General features: G+C 58.8%; 16 protein-coding genes. 2 read left to right on the top strand and 14 right to left on the bottom strand.

The genetic code is table 11. The features are described from left to right. Window positions 1–2: 2 nt before the first annotated feature. The 12 genes from GS612_RS12190 to GS612_RS12135 form a co-directional block, all read right to left on the bottom strand. Window positions 3–605, bottom strand: coding sequence for a trans-aconitate 2-methyltransferase (locus GS612_RS12190; RefSeq protein WP_171232356.1), 603 nt, complete (start codon window positions 603–605; stop codon window positions 3–5). Further along, entirely contained in the window at window positions 602–1,567 is a 966-nt protein-coding gene (locus GS612_RS12185; RefSeq protein ID WP_171640645.1) for a cupin, read from the bottom strand. Before GS612_RS12185 ends, GS612_RS12190 begins: the two co-directional genes overlap by 4 nt. Window positions 1,568–1,757: 190 nt before the next feature. Continuing rightward, window positions 1,758–2,747: an ester cyclase gene (locus GS612_RS12180; RefSeq protein ID WP_171640643.1), complete on the bottom strand. Its 990-nt coding sequence runs from the start codon at window positions 2,745–2,747 to the stop codon at window positions 1,758–1,760. Beyond that, a complete protein-coding gene (locus tag GS612_RS12175) occupies window positions 2,744–3,787 on the bottom strand; it encodes a LacI family DNA-binding transcriptional regulator (protein ID WP_216597841.1) in 1,044 nt (347 codons plus the stop codon). The genes GS612_RS12180 and GS612_RS12175 overlap by 4 nt, the downstream gene beginning before the upstream one ends. Next, window positions 3,787–4,551 (bottom strand): SDR family NAD(P)-dependent oxidoreductase, encoded by a 765-nt coding sequence (locus GS612_RS12170; protein WP_171640641.1) that lies wholly within the window; start codon window positions 4,549–4,551, stop codon window positions 3,787–3,789. The genes GS612_RS12175 and GS612_RS12170 overlap by 1 nt, the downstream gene beginning before the upstream one ends. Next, the gene (locus GS612_RS12165; protein ID WP_171640639.1) at window positions 4,551–5,603 is read right to left on the bottom strand and encodes an ester cyclase; all 1,053 of its coding nucleotides are present in this window, start codon (window positions 5,601–5,603) and stop codon (window positions 4,551–4,553) included. Before GS612_RS12165 ends, GS612_RS12170 begins: the two co-directional genes overlap by 1 nt. Continuing rightward, window positions 5,600–6,931 carry a histidinol dehydrogenase gene (gene hisD, locus GS612_RS12160; protein ID WP_171170235.1) on the bottom strand — a complete coding sequence of 444 codons (1,332 nt, stop codon included), beginning with the start codon at window positions 6,929–6,931 and terminating at the stop codon, window positions 5,600–5,602. The genes GS612_RS12165 and hisD overlap by 4 nt, the downstream gene beginning before the upstream one ends. 11 nt (window positions 6,932–6,942) lie before the next feature. After that, window positions 6,943–7,473 (bottom strand): ester cyclase, encoded by a 531-nt coding sequence (locus tag GS612_RS12155; protein WP_171118397.1) that lies wholly within the window; start codon window positions 7,471–7,473, stop codon window positions 6,943–6,945. A 127-nt stretch (window positions 7,474–7,600) separates the two neighbouring features. Beyond that, a complete protein-coding gene (locus tag GS612_RS12150; RefSeq protein ID WP_171640637.1) occupies window positions 7,601–8,755 on the bottom strand; it encodes a carbohydrate ABC transporter permease in 1,155 nt (384 codons plus the stop codon). Between the two features lies 1 nt (window position 8,756). Further along, window positions 8,757–9,779 (bottom strand): carbohydrate ABC transporter permease, encoded by a 1,023-nt coding sequence (locus GS612_RS12145; RefSeq protein WP_171640635.1) that lies wholly within the window; start codon window positions 9,777–9,779, stop codon window positions 8,757–8,759. A gap of 66 nt (window positions 9,780–9,845) precedes the next feature. Next, window positions 9,846–11,057 carry an ABC transporter substrate-binding protein gene (locus tag GS612_RS12140; RefSeq protein ID WP_171640633.1) on the bottom strand — a complete coding sequence of 404 codons (1,212 nt, stop codon included), beginning with the start codon at window positions 11,055–11,057 and terminating at the stop codon, window positions 9,846–9,848. 75 nt (window positions 11,058–11,132) lie between these two features. Next, window positions 11,133–12,179, bottom strand: a complete 1,047-nt coding sequence (locus tag GS612_RS12135; RefSeq protein ID WP_152460110.1) for an ABC transporter ATP-binding protein — start codon at window positions 12,177–12,179, stop codon at window positions 11,133–11,135. Window positions 12,180–12,331: 152 nt separating this feature from the next. On the opposite strand from GS612_RS12135, the gene GS612_RS12130 reads away from it, so the two are divergent. Together GS612_RS12130 and GS612_RS12125 are read left to right on the top strand one after the other, a co-directional pair. Then, the gene (locus GS612_RS12130) at window positions 12,332–13,345 is read left to right on the top strand and encodes a nuclear transport factor 2 family protein (protein ID WP_171640631.1); all 1,014 of its coding nucleotides are present in this window, start codon (window positions 12,332–12,334) and stop codon (window positions 13,343–13,345) included. Then, the gene (locus tag GS612_RS12125) at window positions 13,342–14,214 is read left to right on the top strand and encodes an amidohydrolase (protein WP_171640628.1); all 873 of its coding nucleotides are present in this window, start codon (window positions 13,342–13,344) and stop codon (window positions 14,212–14,214) included. Before GS612_RS12130 ends, GS612_RS12125 begins: the two co-directional genes overlap by 4 nt. Window positions 14,215–14,312: 98 nt before the next feature. Here GS612_RS12125 and GS612_RS12120 read toward each other — a convergent pair whose 3' ends face one another. Together GS612_RS12120 and GS612_RS12115 are read right to left on the bottom strand one after the other, a co-directional pair. After that, window positions 14,313–15,350 carry an ACP S-malonyltransferase gene (locus GS612_RS12120; RefSeq protein WP_171640626.1) on the bottom strand — a complete coding sequence of 346 codons (1,038 nt, stop codon included), beginning with the start codon at window positions 15,348–15,350 and terminating at the stop codon, window positions 14,313–14,315. Then, window positions 15,347–17,536 (bottom strand): thiamine pyrophosphate-dependent enzyme, encoded by a 2,190-nt coding sequence (locus tag GS612_RS12115; RefSeq protein ID WP_171640624.1) that lies wholly within the window; start codon window positions 17,534–17,536, stop codon window positions 15,347–15,349. Before GS612_RS12115 ends, GS612_RS12120 begins: the two co-directional genes overlap by 4 nt.

Below are 17,536 nucleotides of genomic sequence, written 5' to 3'. Positions count from 1 at the left end.
CCTTAAATTTTTCGTGCCATCAGGATCGTGTGGCTTTGGGCTTCTGGATCTTCGGCCAGGTATCCGGTCATTTGCAGCCCGTTTTTCTCAAGACATCCGGCGTAACCGGCCGGGGACAGCGACGCGTGGTAGACAAGCTCTGATCCCACCGTGCCGCTGACCTCTCCGGCACGAGGTCCGACGGTCAGCATGAGCATTCCCTTGGGCCGCAAATGGCGCGCCATCCGGGCGATACAGTCTTTCTGCTCGTCCGCTGTAAGGTGGAAAAAGCTGTTCCAGGCAATGATGCCGTCGAACTGTTGATCCAGTTCAAAACTCCGCATATCCGCGTTGCGCCAGTCGCCATCGGGCCAACGGTCGCGGGCAATGGCAAGCATGGCGTCGGAAAAATCGATACCCGTGACGTCAAACCCTTCGGCCATGAACCAACGGGCAATCGGGTCGCCCGAACCACAGCCCAGGTCCAATACGCGGTCACCCGGCTTCAGGCTGGCCGTGAAGCGCGCCAACCAGCGCGCTTCGAACAGGGCCTTGGAACGGCGCCTGTCATATTCGCTCGCCTGCCGTTCATAAACGGCGTGGGTGTCATTCGGGTCCGCGTTCATCCTGTCCAGGTCGCTCCTGCCGGGTCATCGGTTGCGGTGATGCGGTACAGGCCCGCCTGTCCGGTCATAGATGGCTGAACGCCATAGGTTTCGCCGGGAAGAACCAAGGTCGTGTCGCCCACCGAGATCGTAGTCTCGTACCCGTCAATCGAAACACGCCAGTGACCGCTGGCCGGCATCAGAACCACTGGTTTCTTGGCAGCGATCGGTTGGGTCACTGCGGACCCGCGCCCCAGAAAATCGACCTCGAATCCGGGTTTGTCCTTGATCAACGCGTTTTCGCCAATCACCTTTGCGGGCTTTTTGGCCGACAACGCCATCAGATCCCAATACCGCGCAACGTATTTGCCGACCACATCTTCGACAGGAACTTCGGGATAGCTTTTCAGCTGTTCTTCGGTCAGCAAAGGCATCGGGCGGACATTGTGCGGCAGTTCCTGGCCCAGTTTGGAGTCGTACAGAACGCCATTGTCGCCCAGCATCAGACCATGTGCCTGTGCATCTTCGATCACCTGAGGCGCCCAGGTGACGCCGCCACCCGCATCGTCTCCGCCCAGGATCGACATGATCATTCCGTAATCCTGGCCGACATTCTCAAAGCCCCGGAAAATACCCGTTGGAATGTTGAAGATGTCTCCTTCCTCGGCGATGAATTCCCCGGCCGTACCATAGCGGCCCCAGAAAAACCGCCAACGACCCTTGGCAACGAAAAAGACCTCGGCCGTGGTGTGGCTGTGCAGTGAGTTGCGGCATTTCGGCGGCTGCCCGGCCGCTCCGATGTTGAAACCGATCTTGTCCGTGATGTGGACATGCTGGTCCGGAGATTCCGAGACGCCGCCGCCGATTATCGTGAAGTTCTCTTTCTGATCGCTGCCGGGAGTATGGGCATCGATAAAAGCGGTTTTACAGGGTTGAAGCTCGCCATAGCGGACTATGCGGGAAGGGATGGATGATTTTGTCATGACGTACGATCCGATTTTGCGTTTTGGAAAGAAAGCTCGTGTGTCCAAGCAGGACAGGCCCTTACTTTCCGGGTGGGCGCAGGTTCAGTCGCCGCGCCCTCAGGCTTTGACGGTACATATGGAAAAGCCGAACGGTCCGGGACTCGGACAGACCGCCCGACAGGATGCGATATGAGACCGGGCGGCCCACTCAGACCTCGCCGTTCTGCAACAGGATCTGCTTCCAGACCGAGGTTTCATCGAACAGGGTGTATTCACGGCGCAACTGCGGCTGCCCTGTAATAAGCGCGCCGAATTCAGCGTGGCTGATCCCGAGGACATAAACCTGCGCACCAGTCGGCGCGCCAAACACGCCCCAGCCGTCATGCTTGCCCCAAAGGCTCCAGCGAATTGCCGCACGCGGAGGCATATCGGGGTCATCTCGCCCGATCTGATGCTCGATCTTGAATTCCGCATTCGGAAAACTCGCCCGCAGCCCCATCCAGAAGCGGTCGATGGCCTGCCAGCCATGCCCTGTTACGCCACCCACATATTCTGACTGAACAGCGCGGTCATATTCTGAACCGATCACGCCCATATCTGCGTTCATGATCCGTGTAAGAATGTCGGCGTAGCGCTGCCCCCATTCATTGTCATTCCCATGGCCTTTGTACGGTCCAGGCTGATCTATTTCGGGCGTCAGAGGCTTGACGCAGTTCTCTTTGCCGCCTTCCCGGGCAATCAGATCAGCGGCGTATTCCTTGGGATCCCAGCCCATCTGGCGCACAATCGCGCCCTGATCGCGGATCAGCCATTCATCGTTGATCTGATTGTCTATGGCGTGGCAATCCGCAAGAATCCGGTAACGCAGCTTCGTCCCGGTGGGCTTGCCATAGACACCCTCGGCCAAATGCGTGGCCGTTGAAATGATCCGATGAGAGCTCAGCATGCCCTCTTCCGGTGTGCCGGACCAAATCACGTCTTCGCCCAGCAGCTGCCGATCCGGAAACTCGGCCAGCGTTGCCATTGTGGCCCCAATGACATTCTGATTGCCCAAAACAACCGAACCAGGCGAACGGACGACGATGTCATCGCTGTAATATTCGTGCAGCGTGGCGATTCCCCGGTCTTCCCAAATCTCCTTGGTGATGCCGATGATGTAGTCCGGAAAATCCCGGAATTTCGGATCGAAGCCTTTCATGTCTCTGTCCTTTGTGGGGCCCACCCCTTTGGCAATCGGGCCGAGGTCCGCACAACCAATGGTCCATCAATGGCCACTTTGCGCGGTTCGGCTTTCGCCGGGGTGTCGATATGTTCGAAAAGGGCGGCAACGGTTTCGGCCACCATAAGGTTGGCCCGCTGCCGGATCGTCGTCAAATTGTAAGCCGGCCAACCGGCCGGCGGCACGTCATCATAGCCCACGACCGAGACATCCTCGGGGACGCGCAGGCCAAGTTCAAAACGGATCACATCCATCGCCGCCAATGCCATGTGATCATTGGCCACAAATACGGCATCCGGCCGTCGTTCGGGGGCGACATCGAACATCCGACGGGCTGCTGTACGGGCGTTTTCCGTGTGAAACTCACCTACTTCGTGGGCAAACAATTCCTGCCCGGCCTCGGCCAGTGCGGCGCGATACCCGGCTTCGCGGTCCCGCTGCGTCGAGGCCCCTTGCCAACCTGCGATATAGGCAATCCGTTGGTGCCCACCGGCTAACAGAAATTCCGCGACTTTGCGGCCCCCGGCATAGTTGTCGGACGTGACCGTGGTGATGCCCTCGATGTCCTGGCTGCGGTTGAACAGCACCACCGGCACCCCGGCCTGTTGGCAGCGCATGGCGATATCCGACGACATGGGCACCGAGGCCAGGATGACGCCATCCACCTGATAATCAAGAATCTCTTCCATCACATCGTCGATGTTCCCGGCCGATCGTGAGGCCATGAAGATCAGCACGTGATAGCCTTGCTCCTGAAGGGCGTTGGACAGCTTCTCGAGCGCTTCCGGATAAAAATAGTTATCCAGGTAGCCCACCACCAAACCGATAATCCGGCTTTTCCCGGACACCATGGCGCGGGCCAGAACGTTTGGACGATAGCCCAGTTCAGCAGCGGCTTTGCGCACCTTCTCTTCGGTCTTTTTGCTGACGGACGCGCCGGGCGTGAATACGCGGCTGACGGCGGACTGGCTGACACCAGCCAGTTGAGCGACCTGCAGAGATGTTACTTTTTCCGCCATCAATCTGCTGTCCAACCCCCGTCGATAAGCATTGACGTGCCGGTAACCAGTGCAGAGGCGTCTGACGCGAGATAACGCACCGCCCCCATGATGTCTTCGACCTCTCCGACCCGATCCAACTTGATCTTTTCCATGATCCAAGCCGCGCGTTCAGGATTGTCGAAAGTGGATTGGGTCAGGGGGGTTCTGATGAAAGTCGGGCAGACAGTGTTGATCCGAATGCCCTGTTTGCCCCATTCGATGGCCATGGATTTGACCATGCCCTCAAGCCCATGTTTGGTCGCACAATAAAGCGCCCGGTCGACACCGCCGACATGCCCCATCTGGCTGGAGATGTGGATGATCGATCCCGGCTTTCCTGCCTTGATCAAAGCGCGGGCGGCGTAGGCCGATAAGAAGTAGGCCGAACGCAAATTGACGTTGGTGACAACATCGAAGTCATCGGGTGTTGTCTCTATGGCCGCGCTGTGGCGCGCCACGCCCGCCGAATTCACCACGATATCGAAGGTGCGGTGATCGAAATGCTGTTTCAGGGCATCCAGATCACCCTGATCCATCACAAGCGCTTCGGCCGACCAACCGTGATTTCGCAAGGCGGAGACGGTGTCGTTCAACCGATCCGCCCCTCTGGCCGCACAAACTACATGTGCACCCGCCTCGGCCAGCGCTACCGCGCACCCCTGCCCGATACCCGAGGAGGCCCCGGTAACGAGGGCGGATTTTCCGTTCAGGGAAAACGAAGGGGTGCGTGGCAATTCCGTCATCAGCTCATTCCATCCGGTATTTCAATGCGGCCCAAATTGCGGGCCTTGTTGAACTCCCGCAGGCGGGCAAAGACGTCAACGCCAAGCTGCCGGTAGGCATCCAGCAAATCAACCAGCACCCAGTTTTCCCGGATCCTGCCGTTTTCCAAACGCCAGAAATCGAGGCTGCGCATGGTGATCTTCTTGCCTGACGGAGCGATGCCCATCCAACCATCGTCTGTGACGGTCTGGATCATGTTGGGCCAGCCCGTCACGGCCGCATATTCCCCGTCACCGAAGAAGTGATAGGTTATGTCGTCCACGAACTGCCCGCGATCCGGCATACCGTTCAGGAACGGGATCTGATGCCAATTTCGGAACCCCGCGTACCCGCGCCCGGTGCCGATGCCCGAAGGGCCGTACCAGTTCATGCGCGGGTGCCAGAACCGTTCCATCTCCATCACTTCGGGGCCGCCTTGGGACGGGTGTTTCTTGAGATGCTCCAGCATGTCGATGATATGCTGGCAGGTCTGTTTGCCCTTGGCTTCATCATAAGGGCCGGGGACAAACCCGTCCTGGGTGGCAGGGCCGGGGACATGCCATTCACGGCCCAGACTTGGCGCCATCGGCCAGGCACTCGCCTGCATCATGACTTCGGGGATGTCCCAAAGGGCCTGCATCTCGACGATCTTGCCGTTTTCGAAGCGGTAAAATTCATGAAACCGCATCGTGACTTGATGACCCGTCGGTGGGATGTCCAGCCAGGGGCCGGTAAAAACACCGGTGTAATACCCACCACACCCGACCCAATCTGCGCCGAACTCATCCGGGCCGGCCATGACGATGTAATCCCGTCGTTCAAGATCGGGCCAGGCCGCCAGTAAGTCTTTGTAGCCAGTGTCATAGAACGCATCACTGCCGACGCTGTCCCCAAAGGGATGACACAGACGGAACACGGCATCCGGTGACGTGACCTCCGCCAAAGCCCGGCGTACGCCGGCCTCATCGAAATCGTACATCGCAGCCCTGAGCGGTTCGACCAGGGCCTTGTGATGTGTGTGTTTGTCACTCATTCAGCAGCGTCCCGGTAAGGGGCGGGCGCACCGTAGGGAACATTGATTCCGCCATATCGGCGCACACGAACGTTGCATTGTTCCGCGTGGCCAACGAACCCTTCAAGCATGCACAGGCGCGAGCCATACTCGCCGATCAGCGTCGCGGCCTCATCCGTCAGAACTTTTTGATAGCTGTGCGTCTTCAGGTATTTACCAACCCAAAGACCACCCGTGTAACGTCCGGCTTTTTTGGTGGGCAGCGTGTGGTTTGTGCCAATCACCTTGTCCCCGTTCGAAACATTGGTGCGCGGCCCAAGGAACAACGCCCCATAGCAGGTCATGTTTTCAAGGAACCAGTCGTCTCGGTCGGTCATCACCTGTACATGTTCCGAGGCGATGTCATCGGCAACCTGCAACATCTCATCATAAGTGTCGCAAACGATCACCTCACCATATTCGTCCCACGACACCTTCGCGGTATCCGCGGTTGGAAGGATGCCCAGCAGCCGGTCGACCTCGGCCAGGGTGTCATTGGCCAGATTGCGTGAGTTGGTCAGCAGAACGCAGGGGCTGTTGTATCCATGCTCGGCCTGCCCCAGCAGATCGGTTGCGCACAGCTCCGCATCTGCGGCGGTCTCGTCGGCAATGACCATCGTTTCGGTCGGCCCTGCAAAAAGATCGATCCCGACACGACCGAACAACTGACGTTTGGCTTCCGCGACAAAGGCGTTGCCGGGGCCAACAAGCATGTGAACTGGATCGATTGTTTCGGTGCCCAATGCCATGGCCCCGATGGCCTGAATGCCGCCCATGACATAGATCTCATGCGCGCCACCCAAGTGCATGGCGGCAATTACCGCTGCATTGGGTTTGCCCTGAAACGGGGGCGTGCAGGCGATGATGCGCGGAACACCGGCGACCGAAGCGGTCGCCACCGACATATGCGCCGAGGCGACCATCGGGAATTTGCCGCCCGGAACATAGCAACCCACGGATTGCACCGGGATGTTCTTATGCCCCAGAATGACACCGGGCAGGGTTTCGACCTCGATGTCCAGCATTGAATCCCGCTGCGCCTGCGCAAAGTTGCGTACCTGTTCCTGCGCGAATTTGATATCGGCCAGCTCACGATCGGACAATTGCCCGATCAGGTCATCAATTTCCTGCTGGCTCAGGCGGAACGAGGCAGGTGAGTAGTTGTCGAACTTCTCACTCAACTCGCGCACCGCGGCATCCCCACGGGTTTCGATGTCTTTCAGCGTCGCTTCAACCACGGCGCGGGTCTTGGCATCATCTTCCGCCCGATCCGCATCGGATTTGCCGCGTTTAAGATACTCGATTGCCATCTTTCCAATCCTCAGTTTTCCGGCCGTGGCGGAGTCTTCTCGCCGCGGTCAAATGCTTCCCAGCCTTCGCCGTTGAACAGGTCCACGCCCAGCTGAGCCGCAACGTGGGCAAAGTCGACATTCACCCAGTTGTCGACAATTTTGCCGTCGACCACTTTCCAGAAGTCCATGTACCTGATTTCGACACGCTTGCCTGTGGGGGCAATGCCCAGAAATTCGCCGGAATGCGTGGCTTCCTGGCGGCCGAAGGCGGCGGCCCATTCACCCATGTAAAGGCGCGCTTCGTCAACGCAGACCTTATCCGAAAACGCGGCTTGAAACGGGCGCTGCCAGTTATCCTGAAATTCCTGCAGGCCGGTCTTGGTGCCGCAGCCCTGATTGCCCATCCAGCGAAAACCTTGGGCGAAGAATTCACCGATGTCATCAATGCGGTGATCATTCAGACCATCAACCATCGTTTCGATCACGCGGCGCGTGTCTTCCGTCTTGCTCATGTCCGTGTCGCGGGTCAGAACCGCTTGTTCGGGACGGGAACCTTTCATTTTTCTATCCTTTGAGGTTGCCGAAGGGAGGGATTGGGACGTGCGGCCCCAATGCTCAGAAAGTCCCTCGGCATCCTGTTCAGCGCCGGGTGGCGCGACATGGCGTTATGTCGGGCGTTCTTGCTCATCAGCCTTTCACTGCCCCGGCTGTCAGACCGCTGACAATCTGGCGCTGGAAAATCAGCACGAGGAAGATCAGAGGCGCGGTGATCGATACGGCAGCGGCAACCGCAACGACCTGATCGGTTGTCGTCGTCTCGCGATTGAACATGCCGACGATGGCGGGAACCATGGTCTGGTTCTGCGCATCAAGCAGCAGCGCGGTGACCAGAAAATCGTTGTACGCCAGCAAGAAGCTGAACAGTCCTGTGGTGATCACGCCTGGCCACATCACCGGCATGATGACACGGCGGAAGGCCTGAAAGTGGTTGCACCCATCCACGCGGGCGGCCTCATCCAGCTCGGCCGGGATGTTCTGGAAGAACGAACGCAGCATCCAGATTGTGAAGGGCTGGTTGATCGCAACCAGAACAGCAATTACCGCAAAAGGCTTGCCGTACAAGGTTGGTGCGTTTTCACCCAAGATCGGGCTGAGCCATTCGGCCGAGTTGATGAACACCGGCAGATAACCTGCTACCAGAACCGAATGCGGCAATGCCCGGAACACCAGTGCGACGATCAGGATCCAGAAGGCCAACGTTGATCCTGACCGCGCTAGACCGTAGCCCGCCAATGTGCCCACGGTCAGCGACACTGTCACCACGCCCGTCGTTACGATCAGCGAGTTCTTGAAGTTGTTTGAAAAGCCCCGGTCGATCCAGACGGTTTTGTAATGCTCGGTCGTCAGACCAAGCACATCCCGTCCCAGTGGGCCAAACAGCGGGTTCAACACGTTCAGGATTGCAGGCAGGACCACGAAGAACACCAGCAGGAAACCCACCAGCAAGACCAGAACACCGATCAGCCATCCAAACCATTCCTGACCGGGCTTGGTGTAGGACTTTATCATCGAAGGCAGTGTTTTGGTGGCAGCGAAGATCGTGCCCCAGATAACCGCGATGCCCAGAATGATATCCAGCAGCGACAAGCCCTTTCCGACGCTCAGCGTGGCCGGCCCGAAGATCACGTTCAGCGCGTTGCTGTCGAACGCATCGACGGGTGACTTGAAGCTCATGACCACGATCCAGAAGATCGGAAAGGCCGCGATCAGGCACCAGAGCGCAAGGAAGATGTTCGAGGTCAACCGCAGGCTTAACGGCTGGCGAAGCGCACGCGAGGACATATTAGTGACCTCCTTTATGGTCGCGCCATGTACGGCGCAGCGGCAGGATAAGCAGGATGACGACACCGATCATGGTCAGCATCGAGTTGGCGGACGCCCGGCTGATCGACCGGTTGCCGGCCTGATCCGGCGTCAGGTAATCGAAGGTCAGCCACTGTAGCGAGATGACGTAGCCCTGGCTCGAAAAACCGACGATCTCTTCGAACACGCGGTAGCTGTCCATAAGGTGGATCATCGACACGAAAATGATCAGCGGCATCAGGTGTGGAATGACGATGTATTTCAGGCGCTGCCAACGGGTCGCACCGTCAATCACCGCACTTTCAAGACTATCCTGATTGACCGTTTGCAGCCCGGCGTAGAAGACGATCGCTGCAAAGGGTGCCACGTGCCAGACGCGGTAGAGCATCATCAGTATTTCGATGGTCCAGGCTTGGGCGAAAAGGGCGATGTCCCGGTTCAGCCACCATTCCATCATTGCGGTCAGGATGCCGTCGCCCCGGAACAGCCAGTTGATCGACAGCACTCCGATTACGGGTGTGATGATGAAGGGCAGCAAGGACACAAAGATCACCGGCCCGCGGATGGACCGCGCCGCGTTGTTGATCAGTATTGCGATCCCAAGCCCGCACCCGACCACCAGTGGCAGAGTGATCAAGGTGAAGGTCAGGGTGAACCGAAGCGCCTTCCAGAAGTTGATCGTAGACAGCACATGCCAACTGCCGTCGCTTATGGCGCGCCATGCGCGTTCAGGCTCCAATACGTTGCGATAGCTTTGCAAGCCGACATATTGGGTTTGGGTAATGACCTCGCCATGTTCGTCAATTTTTGGCTGCGAAACCATCTCGGTCACGCAGGTCTGCGTCAGGAAACCGGGCGTGCAGGTTTCCTTTTCGACCGTCTCATAGATCGGCTGAGTAACGTAAAAACTCTGCTTGAACACGCTGACCAGAGGAAACGCGATAAAGAGAAGCATCATAAAGACAGAGGGGCCGACAAATGCGGCAAATGTCCGGAAATTCATGGCTCTGCCTTTCTCATGACTCTCGAGGGGAAGGGGCGGGAGGGCCGTAGCCCTCCCACGGGAGGATCAGTTGCTGATCAGACCTGCTTCTTTCGCGGCAGTGATGTAATCTGCCTCGATATCCGCCAGCGTTGTCTGAGCATCCTTGGCGCCGGTCAGGTAGTCGGCCAGACCGTTGCCCAGGGCGGTGTGCATGATGCCCATCGGGCCAGATGCCGGGTAAGCCTTTGCGCCCGCTTCAGCCGAAGCGGCTGCTCCTGCCGCCAAAGCACCCGCTGAATAGGCAGGGCTCAGCCAAACAGCCACGTCGTTGTTTGCGCTGACCATTTCGCCGTCCATGCCCTCAAGCGCGACGCGGAATGCGGCGTCGGCCTCTTCGTCGCTCATGTTCGAAGCGAGAACGATGCCATCCCACCAGATGGTGGTTGCCGGCGCTGCCGAACCCATAGGAGCGGCTGCCATGGTGACTTTGCCGACGACCTGGCTTTCGGCCTCATCATTCATGGCGGCTGCACGGCTGGCCCAAAGGTTCGCCATGGCGATCTTGCCCTGCTGGAATTGTTGCTGCACGTATGTCGAGTCGGAAACCAGATATTCCGGATCCATGTACTCGGTCATGGCTTTCAGTGTTTCCAGCGCAGCGACGCCCTGCTCGTTGTTGATCGTTGGAACGTTGCCGTCGCCAAAGAACGAGCCGCCTTCGCCAAGGTACATGTTGACGAATTCCTGGCCGAGGTTCCAACCGGTCTTGAACGTTCCCCCGATCGGATAGTCCATTACTCCGGCTTCTTTGATCTTGGCAGCTGCGGCCAGGACATCATCATAGGTTTTTGGTTCTTCGATGCCCAGTTCAGCCAGTACATCATCGCGATACATCAGGTGCTGCGCATTCACCATCATTGCAATGGCCATGGTCTTGCCATCGACCTTGATCAACTGGTTGGGAAGCAGGTCCTGGCCGTATTTTTCGACCAGATCATCCAACGGGCGGATCGTGCCTGCGTTCAGCAACGGCACCAGGGTCGCGTTTGAAACACCGCCGATCTGATAAAGCGCGGGATCCGCAGCAAATGCTTCGGGCTGCTTTTCGCGGAATTCCTGATCCAGCGATGCGCTGAAATTGCCGCATTCTGCCATCGCATCGGTGACGGCTTTCCACGCTTCAAAACCGGCGGACAGTGATTTTAGCGGCACTTCGTTTTCAAAGGCGCAATCTGCCCACGCGCCGGTGGCGGCGATGGACATGACACCGGCCATGAGGATCGTCTTGAGTTTCATAGGTTTCTCCCTGTCAGGATCGGTCCGTCGTCGACGTCCGGACCGGTGTTATGCCCTTGCGGGCCGTTTGTGGGGTTAGCCCCCGATCCGCGCACCGCTTCCAGCTTCGAAGAGGTGACAGATATCCGTCGGCACCGAGAACGAGACCGTTTCGCCAATCTCGGCGCGGAATGCTTTGTCTGCTTTCACCGAAACCAGAGCTCCGCCGACCCGAACCGAGATCATGGTCGCGTCGCCCAGCAGTTCCAGCGTATAGATCGGAGCGGTGATCTGACCTTTGCCATCGGCAAGGCTGGCATCCTCGGCCCTGAAACCCAGTGTCATTGGGCCATCCGGTGCATCCACCGCAATTTCGACATGTTCGGCGCGGAAAATTCCGCCGGCCACTTCGCCATCCATCAAATTCATGGCAGGTGAACCGATGAAGCTGGCGACAAAAGTATTGGCGGGACGGTCATAAATTTCGGTCGGGCTTCCGACCTGCTGAACCACGCCCTGTTTCATCACGACGACGCGGTCCGCAAGGGTCATGGCCTCGATCTGGTCGTGGGTGACGTAAATGGTGGTGACAGCCAGCTCATGGCTCAGGTTCTTGATCTGGGCCCGAGTGGAAACCCGCAGCTTGGCGTCCAGATTGGACAATGGCTCGTCCATCAGGAACACGTTGGGTTCGCGCACGATGGCACGTGCAAGTGCCACACGCTGTCTCTGACCACCCGACAACTCGGCTGGCTTGCGATGCAGGAAATCGTCCAGTTCAACCATGGCACTGGCGCGGCGCACTTTCTCGTCGTGTGTTGCCGGGTCGATACCACGCACTTTCAGCGGAAAGCGGATGTTCTCGTAGACGTTCATGTTGGGATACAGAGCGTAGCTTTGGAACACCATCGCCACGTCACGGTCCTTGGGTTCCAGATCATTGACCACGTTGCCGTCGACAAGGATTTCGCCCTCCGTCACGTCTTCGAGGCCGGCGATCATGCGCATGGTGGTTGTCTTGCCGCAGCCTGATGGGCCGAGCAGCACCAGAAACTCACGATCTGCAATCGTGAGGTCGAAATTGTGAACCCCAACGAATGAGCCCCATCGCTTGCCGACGTTCCGCAATTGAATTTCCGCCATGGTGCCCCCTGCAAGGAATCGTTTTGCATACGTTTGCAAAACTGTAATTCGCATGTATCAAATCAGGCAAGACTTTTTTGCATACGTATGCAAAAATAACGGAGAAATCCGACTCAACCTGGCTTCGCGCCGCTCGCAAAACTTTGACTACAATGGTAAAAACTGTGAACTTTCAGACAGAAAAAAAACTGGTCTCTGCGTTTCACACCGCATTGGAATCCGCCGCAGTGACGGAAACTCCCAAGGTGATGAGCCAATTCTGCGCTTCGGATTCGAGGTGGCGCGGCTTTCATCCGTTCAACGAAATCAACGGCGCCGAACAGGTTGCCCGGAAATTCTGGCAGCCGCTGAAGGGCAGCCTTGCTCATTTGCAGAACCGCGTGGATATTCTGTTTGCGGGGCAAAACGCGTTGCGGAAAGAAACCGACGTTTGGGTTGTCGCCATGGGCCATCTGGTGGGGCTGTTCGACCGACCGTGGTTGGGTATTCGCCCAACCGGCAAGATGGCGTTCCTGCGATATTGCGCGTTCTACAAGGTGGCCGGTGACAGAATTGTCGAAACGGCGATGTATTTCGACATCCCGCACCTGATGGTCCAGGCCGGCCAGAATCCGTTCCCCCCGCAGACCGCGGCACATCTGGTGCAGCCCGGACCAAGGACCCATGATGGTTTGCTGCATGATGAGCAACCCGCTGACGAAGGCGAAAAAACGCTGGCGGTCATCAACGCGATGATCGCGGATCTGGGCCGTTGGGACAGCGGACTGTCGCTGGAAGAAGAATTGGCGCGCACGTGGCACCAGGACATGATCTGGTGGGGCCCCGAAGGAATTGGCGCGACCTACACGATCGAACGCTATGCCAGGCAACACTCTGGCCCGTTTCGTGCTGCCTTCACGGACCGGTCAAAGACCAATCACGTCTGCCGTCTGGCCGAGGGGCATTACGGTGGCTTCTTTGGATGGCCCAACTTCACTGCCACGCCCACAGGGGGTTTCATGGGGATGCCGGCCACCGGAAAACCCGGCGAATTCAGGGTGATCGATATCTATCGCCGCGTCGAAGACAAGCTGGCCGAAAACTGGATCTTCATCGACTTGCTGCATTTCTGGAAAGGGCAGGGTGTGGATATTCTGGCGCGCACCACCGGGATTGAAGCATCATGAGGATAGATGCGCATCACCACCTGTGGGACCTTTCGGCCGTGCACTACCCATGGCTTACAGAGAAAGGTATCGTTCGGTTTTTCGGCGATCCGTCTTCCATCCAGCGGGACTATTTGCTCCCGGAGTTTCGCGCAGACGCCGAAGCCATGGGGTTCGGCGCTTCGGTTCACATTCAGGTCGGCGCCGCTGACCCCTGGGCCGAGGCGCAGTGGGTACAATCCGTTGCCGACCAGTTCCCTGACTGGCCGTTGGTGCAGGTGGCATTCTGCGATCTGACCTCGGATGATCTGGATGCACAGCTCGACCGTCTTCAAACCCTGCCTTCGGTGCGCGGCGTTCGTCAGATTATTGGCCGCGCTCCGGGTGAAGACGCCTCAACTGGTACGAATGCGTTGCTTGAAGACCCAAAATTCTTGACTGGCCTGAAGCAACTGGGCGCGCGTGGTCTTTCCTTTGATCTTCAGCTGCTGCCAGAGCTGATGGGTCAAACCGCGAATGTCCTTGCACAGGCCTCGGAGACCCGGATCGCTCTTTGCCACGCAGGGTCGCCTTACGACCGGACCCCGCAAGGGTTGCGACGGTGGGCAGATGAATTGACGGCCTTGTCAAACCTGCCACATGTCTTTTGCAAACTCTCCGGCCTGGGAATGTTCGACCACGATTGGAATGCTGAGAGCGTCTCGCCGATCGTTTCAACCTGCCTTTCGCAATTTGGCGCCGATCGCTGCATGTTCGGATCGAATTTCCCGGTCGACAGCCTTACCTCGACCTACAAGGAAACCGTTTCCCGGCATGAGACGCTCATCCCGGGGGCGATGCTGGACGACGTCTTTCGCGGCACGTCAGAACGTTTCTATCGCTTTGAATAGCGCCGGAAACGACAAACCGGGCTCGCTGCACCGGTTTTCTGAAACGGCTTGGCAATCCCGGCGCGCCGGCTCTGAGGCTGACCGGCGAACCCGCAGGTTCATGTCACCTGTTTCCTTTGATCATCCATTCCCATCGAACACAGAATCGGGCTGTTTCTTTGGCGAGACTGAAATGTCGACTTGTCCGACAGTCCGGACCAATTGTTCAGGATCAGGCTTTGCGCGACGGCACCGCCCAGCGTGGTGCCGGGACCCGTAACAACGAAAAGATCCGGTGCGAACTCATGCGCGGCTTGCGCTATGGCATGGGTGAAATCATAAGTTTCGGTCACTTGGTGGCCCAATGTGTAATCCCAAAGCGCATTCGGGTCGCACGCTCCGGGCCACCATATCCGGCCACGACCGTCGATCAGGGGCAGGTCCGGTTGCCGAAACAGGCCAGCGCCCAGTTGCGTGCGGCCCTGCGCCGAGACCGGAGCCTGAAGATGCGAATGGAACCCGGCATGGTTGGCCAATCGCATTGGAAAACGTTCCTGAACCACCGGTACGGCCTTTTCGAACGCGGCCAAACCGGCGTCATCGCCTGCAAGCACCAACATGCCGCCCAGATCAATCGACAGCGTCAGCGTTGCATCGGTTCGGTCAATGTCATCCACCAAGGCAAGCAGCTCTGCCTTGCGGGCCCGGTCAGGATGCCAGTCGGCATCCACGAAAGGATAGATCAATTGTCCACCGATCATGTTTTCCTGCATCAGAGTGCCCATGGTGTTGACCACCTCGAACCCTCCTTCGGCGGACAGCGCACCGCCGCAGGCCAGTGCCGAATACCAGCCCATCGAATTTCCCGTCACCGCAACCACTTCGATTTTGTCAGGATTGATGGCGCGGAAATCGCCCAAAGTCGCGGCATAGATCAAAGCAGATGCATTGTCGCCGCGGGTATGCTTGGCAATGGAATATCGGGCCGCACCGTCCAGTTCGCTGAGCGTGTCTTGCCCCTGCGTGCGCCGCATGTCATCAAAGCGTCGCAACAGGGCCTTGTCGCTGAATTGCCGGCCCAAGACACCCAGTTCGGGTCTGTTGTAAGTACCGCGGCCAGGGCAGATGACGACGGCAGTCTGTTTGGCGGAACTCATGTGCCGGCCTCCATCATGGATCGCGCAGCGGCTTCGATCCTGTCCTTCGATGGCATGGTCGCAGCATAGGCCGGGCCCGTGGCGATAAAGCTGTCTTCTGCGGTGATGCGGGCCAGCGGCACATCGCATGTTTCATGAAAATGCGCCATCAGAGCTTCGGCCACGCCGCCATGGTGGCGGGTTTCGTCGACGATCAGGATGCGTTTGGCCCCGGTCACGGCCTGTGTCAGTGCCGCTTTGGGCAAAGGGGACAACCAGCGCATATCGATGATCCGTGTCTTGATCCCGTCGGCCTGCAAGGCCGCGCGCGCCTGATGGCTGAGATAGACGCCGTTTCCAAAGGTGACGATGGCCAGATCGTCGCCGTCACCATCCACGCCCACCTCGCCGAAGCCGATCTTTTCAGAAGGGTCGGGATAGGTTTGCATCCAGCCGCCGTCTCCGGCCTCGTGCAGGTCCCGCATCGGGTAGAGGGCGATGGGTTCGAGGAAAACGACCAGCCGCTGTTCTTCACGCGCGAGGCGCACGCATTCACGCAGCATCCGCGCGGCGTCGGCGCCGTTCGACGGGCAGGCCAGGATCAGGCCCGGAATGTCGCGCAATACAGCGACCGAGTTGTCGTTGTGGAAATGTCCGCCAAACCCTTTTTGATACCCCAGCCCGGCAATGCGCACGACCATCGGGTTGGTGTATTGACCGTTAGAGAAAAAGGGCAGGGTGGCGGCCTCGCCACGCAACTGGTCCTCGGCATTGTGAAGATAGGCCAGAAACTGGATTTCCGGCATTGGCGTGAACCCGTTCTGAGCCATGCCGATCGCAAGGCCCAGGATCGACTGTTCGTCCAGCAACGTGTCGATCATCCGGTCAGGGCCAAACCGTGTTTGCAGCTTTTGGGTCACGCCGTAAACGCCGCCCTTGCGGCCGACATCTTCGCCCATCATGACGATCTCGCCATGTTCCAGCATCAGATCGGTCAGTGCCCAGTTGATCAATCGCGACATGATCTGCGGTTCGGAATGGGCCTTGAGATCGCCGCCGAACACCTCCGCCCGACGCTCGGGTGTTGGGCCGTTGGTCGGCGCGCAGGGGCGTGCCGGCGGGATCAGGCTGGCCATCACCTCTTTTGCGTTTTGCAGGCGCGGGCGTGTGACGGCCTGATCGGCCACGCGGGCGACCCGGGCACAGGTATCATTGTAGACGCTCAGCGCCTGTTCCGGGCTCATCGCGCCGCACTGATCCAGCAGGCGCACGGAATTCAGCAACGGGTCGTTGGCCTCTTCGGCCTCAACCTCGGCCTTTGGCATATAGGTGGTTGGCATATCGGCCCCGGCGTGACCGTACAGGCGAACAGTCCGCACATGCAGGAAAGCAGGTTTCCTACGGCTGCGCACATAGTCCGCCGCCTGCTGCGCGACGCGATAGGTGTCGAACAGATCCAACCCGTCGCACGAGAAATACTTCAGGCCCGGTCGGTGGGCGAATGTGGCCGCGATCCAGCCTTTCGGCGTTTTGGTCGAGATACCGATCCCGTTGTCTTCGCAGCAGAACAGAAGGGGCAGAGGCACAGATTGAAAGGATGTCCACTGCGCCGTGTTGAACGCGCCCTGTGCGGTGGAATGGTTGGCCGAGGCATCCCCGAACGAGCAATAGACGACGGCATCCTCGGGCATGTCTGCATGTTCAGGGCGATGACGCCGTGCAGCGGCGACGGCATATGCCGCGCCGACCGCCTTCGGCAGATGGCTGGCGATGGTCGAGGTCTGCGGCGGAATGCACAGCGCTTTCGATCCCAGAACCTTGTGACGCCCGCCACTGATCGGATCCTCGGAAGACGAGGCAAAGGACAGCAGAATATCCCATGTCGGGCTTTGGCCCGGCACCTGATCCGAGCGGGCAATCTGAAAGGCCGCATCGCGGTAGTGCAGAAAGGCCGGATCGGTCGGGCGCAGGGCCGCGGCAACGGCCGCCATACCCTCATGCCCGGATGACCCGATCGTATAGAACCCCTGGCCCGCCTTCTGCATCGCGCGGCTTTGCCGGTCCAGCGCGCGGCTCAGGCATTGCGCCCTGTAAAGCGCGACGGCTTCATGACCGCTCAGCGGCCCGGCCGGTGCGGACCCTTCGGGAAAGTCCCGCGCCGCAACACGGCGCAAGAAATTGTCATGCACGATTGCGGCGCGATCCAT

The sequence above is a fragment of the Ruegeria sp. HKCCD6157 genome (assembly GCF_013110685.1).
Lineage (GTDB): Bacteria > Pseudomonadota > Alphaproteobacteria > Rhodobacterales > Rhodobacteraceae > Ruegeria.
Note: the sequence above shows the minus strand (reverse complement) of the source record. Positions and strands in the feature narration are given on the sequence as shown.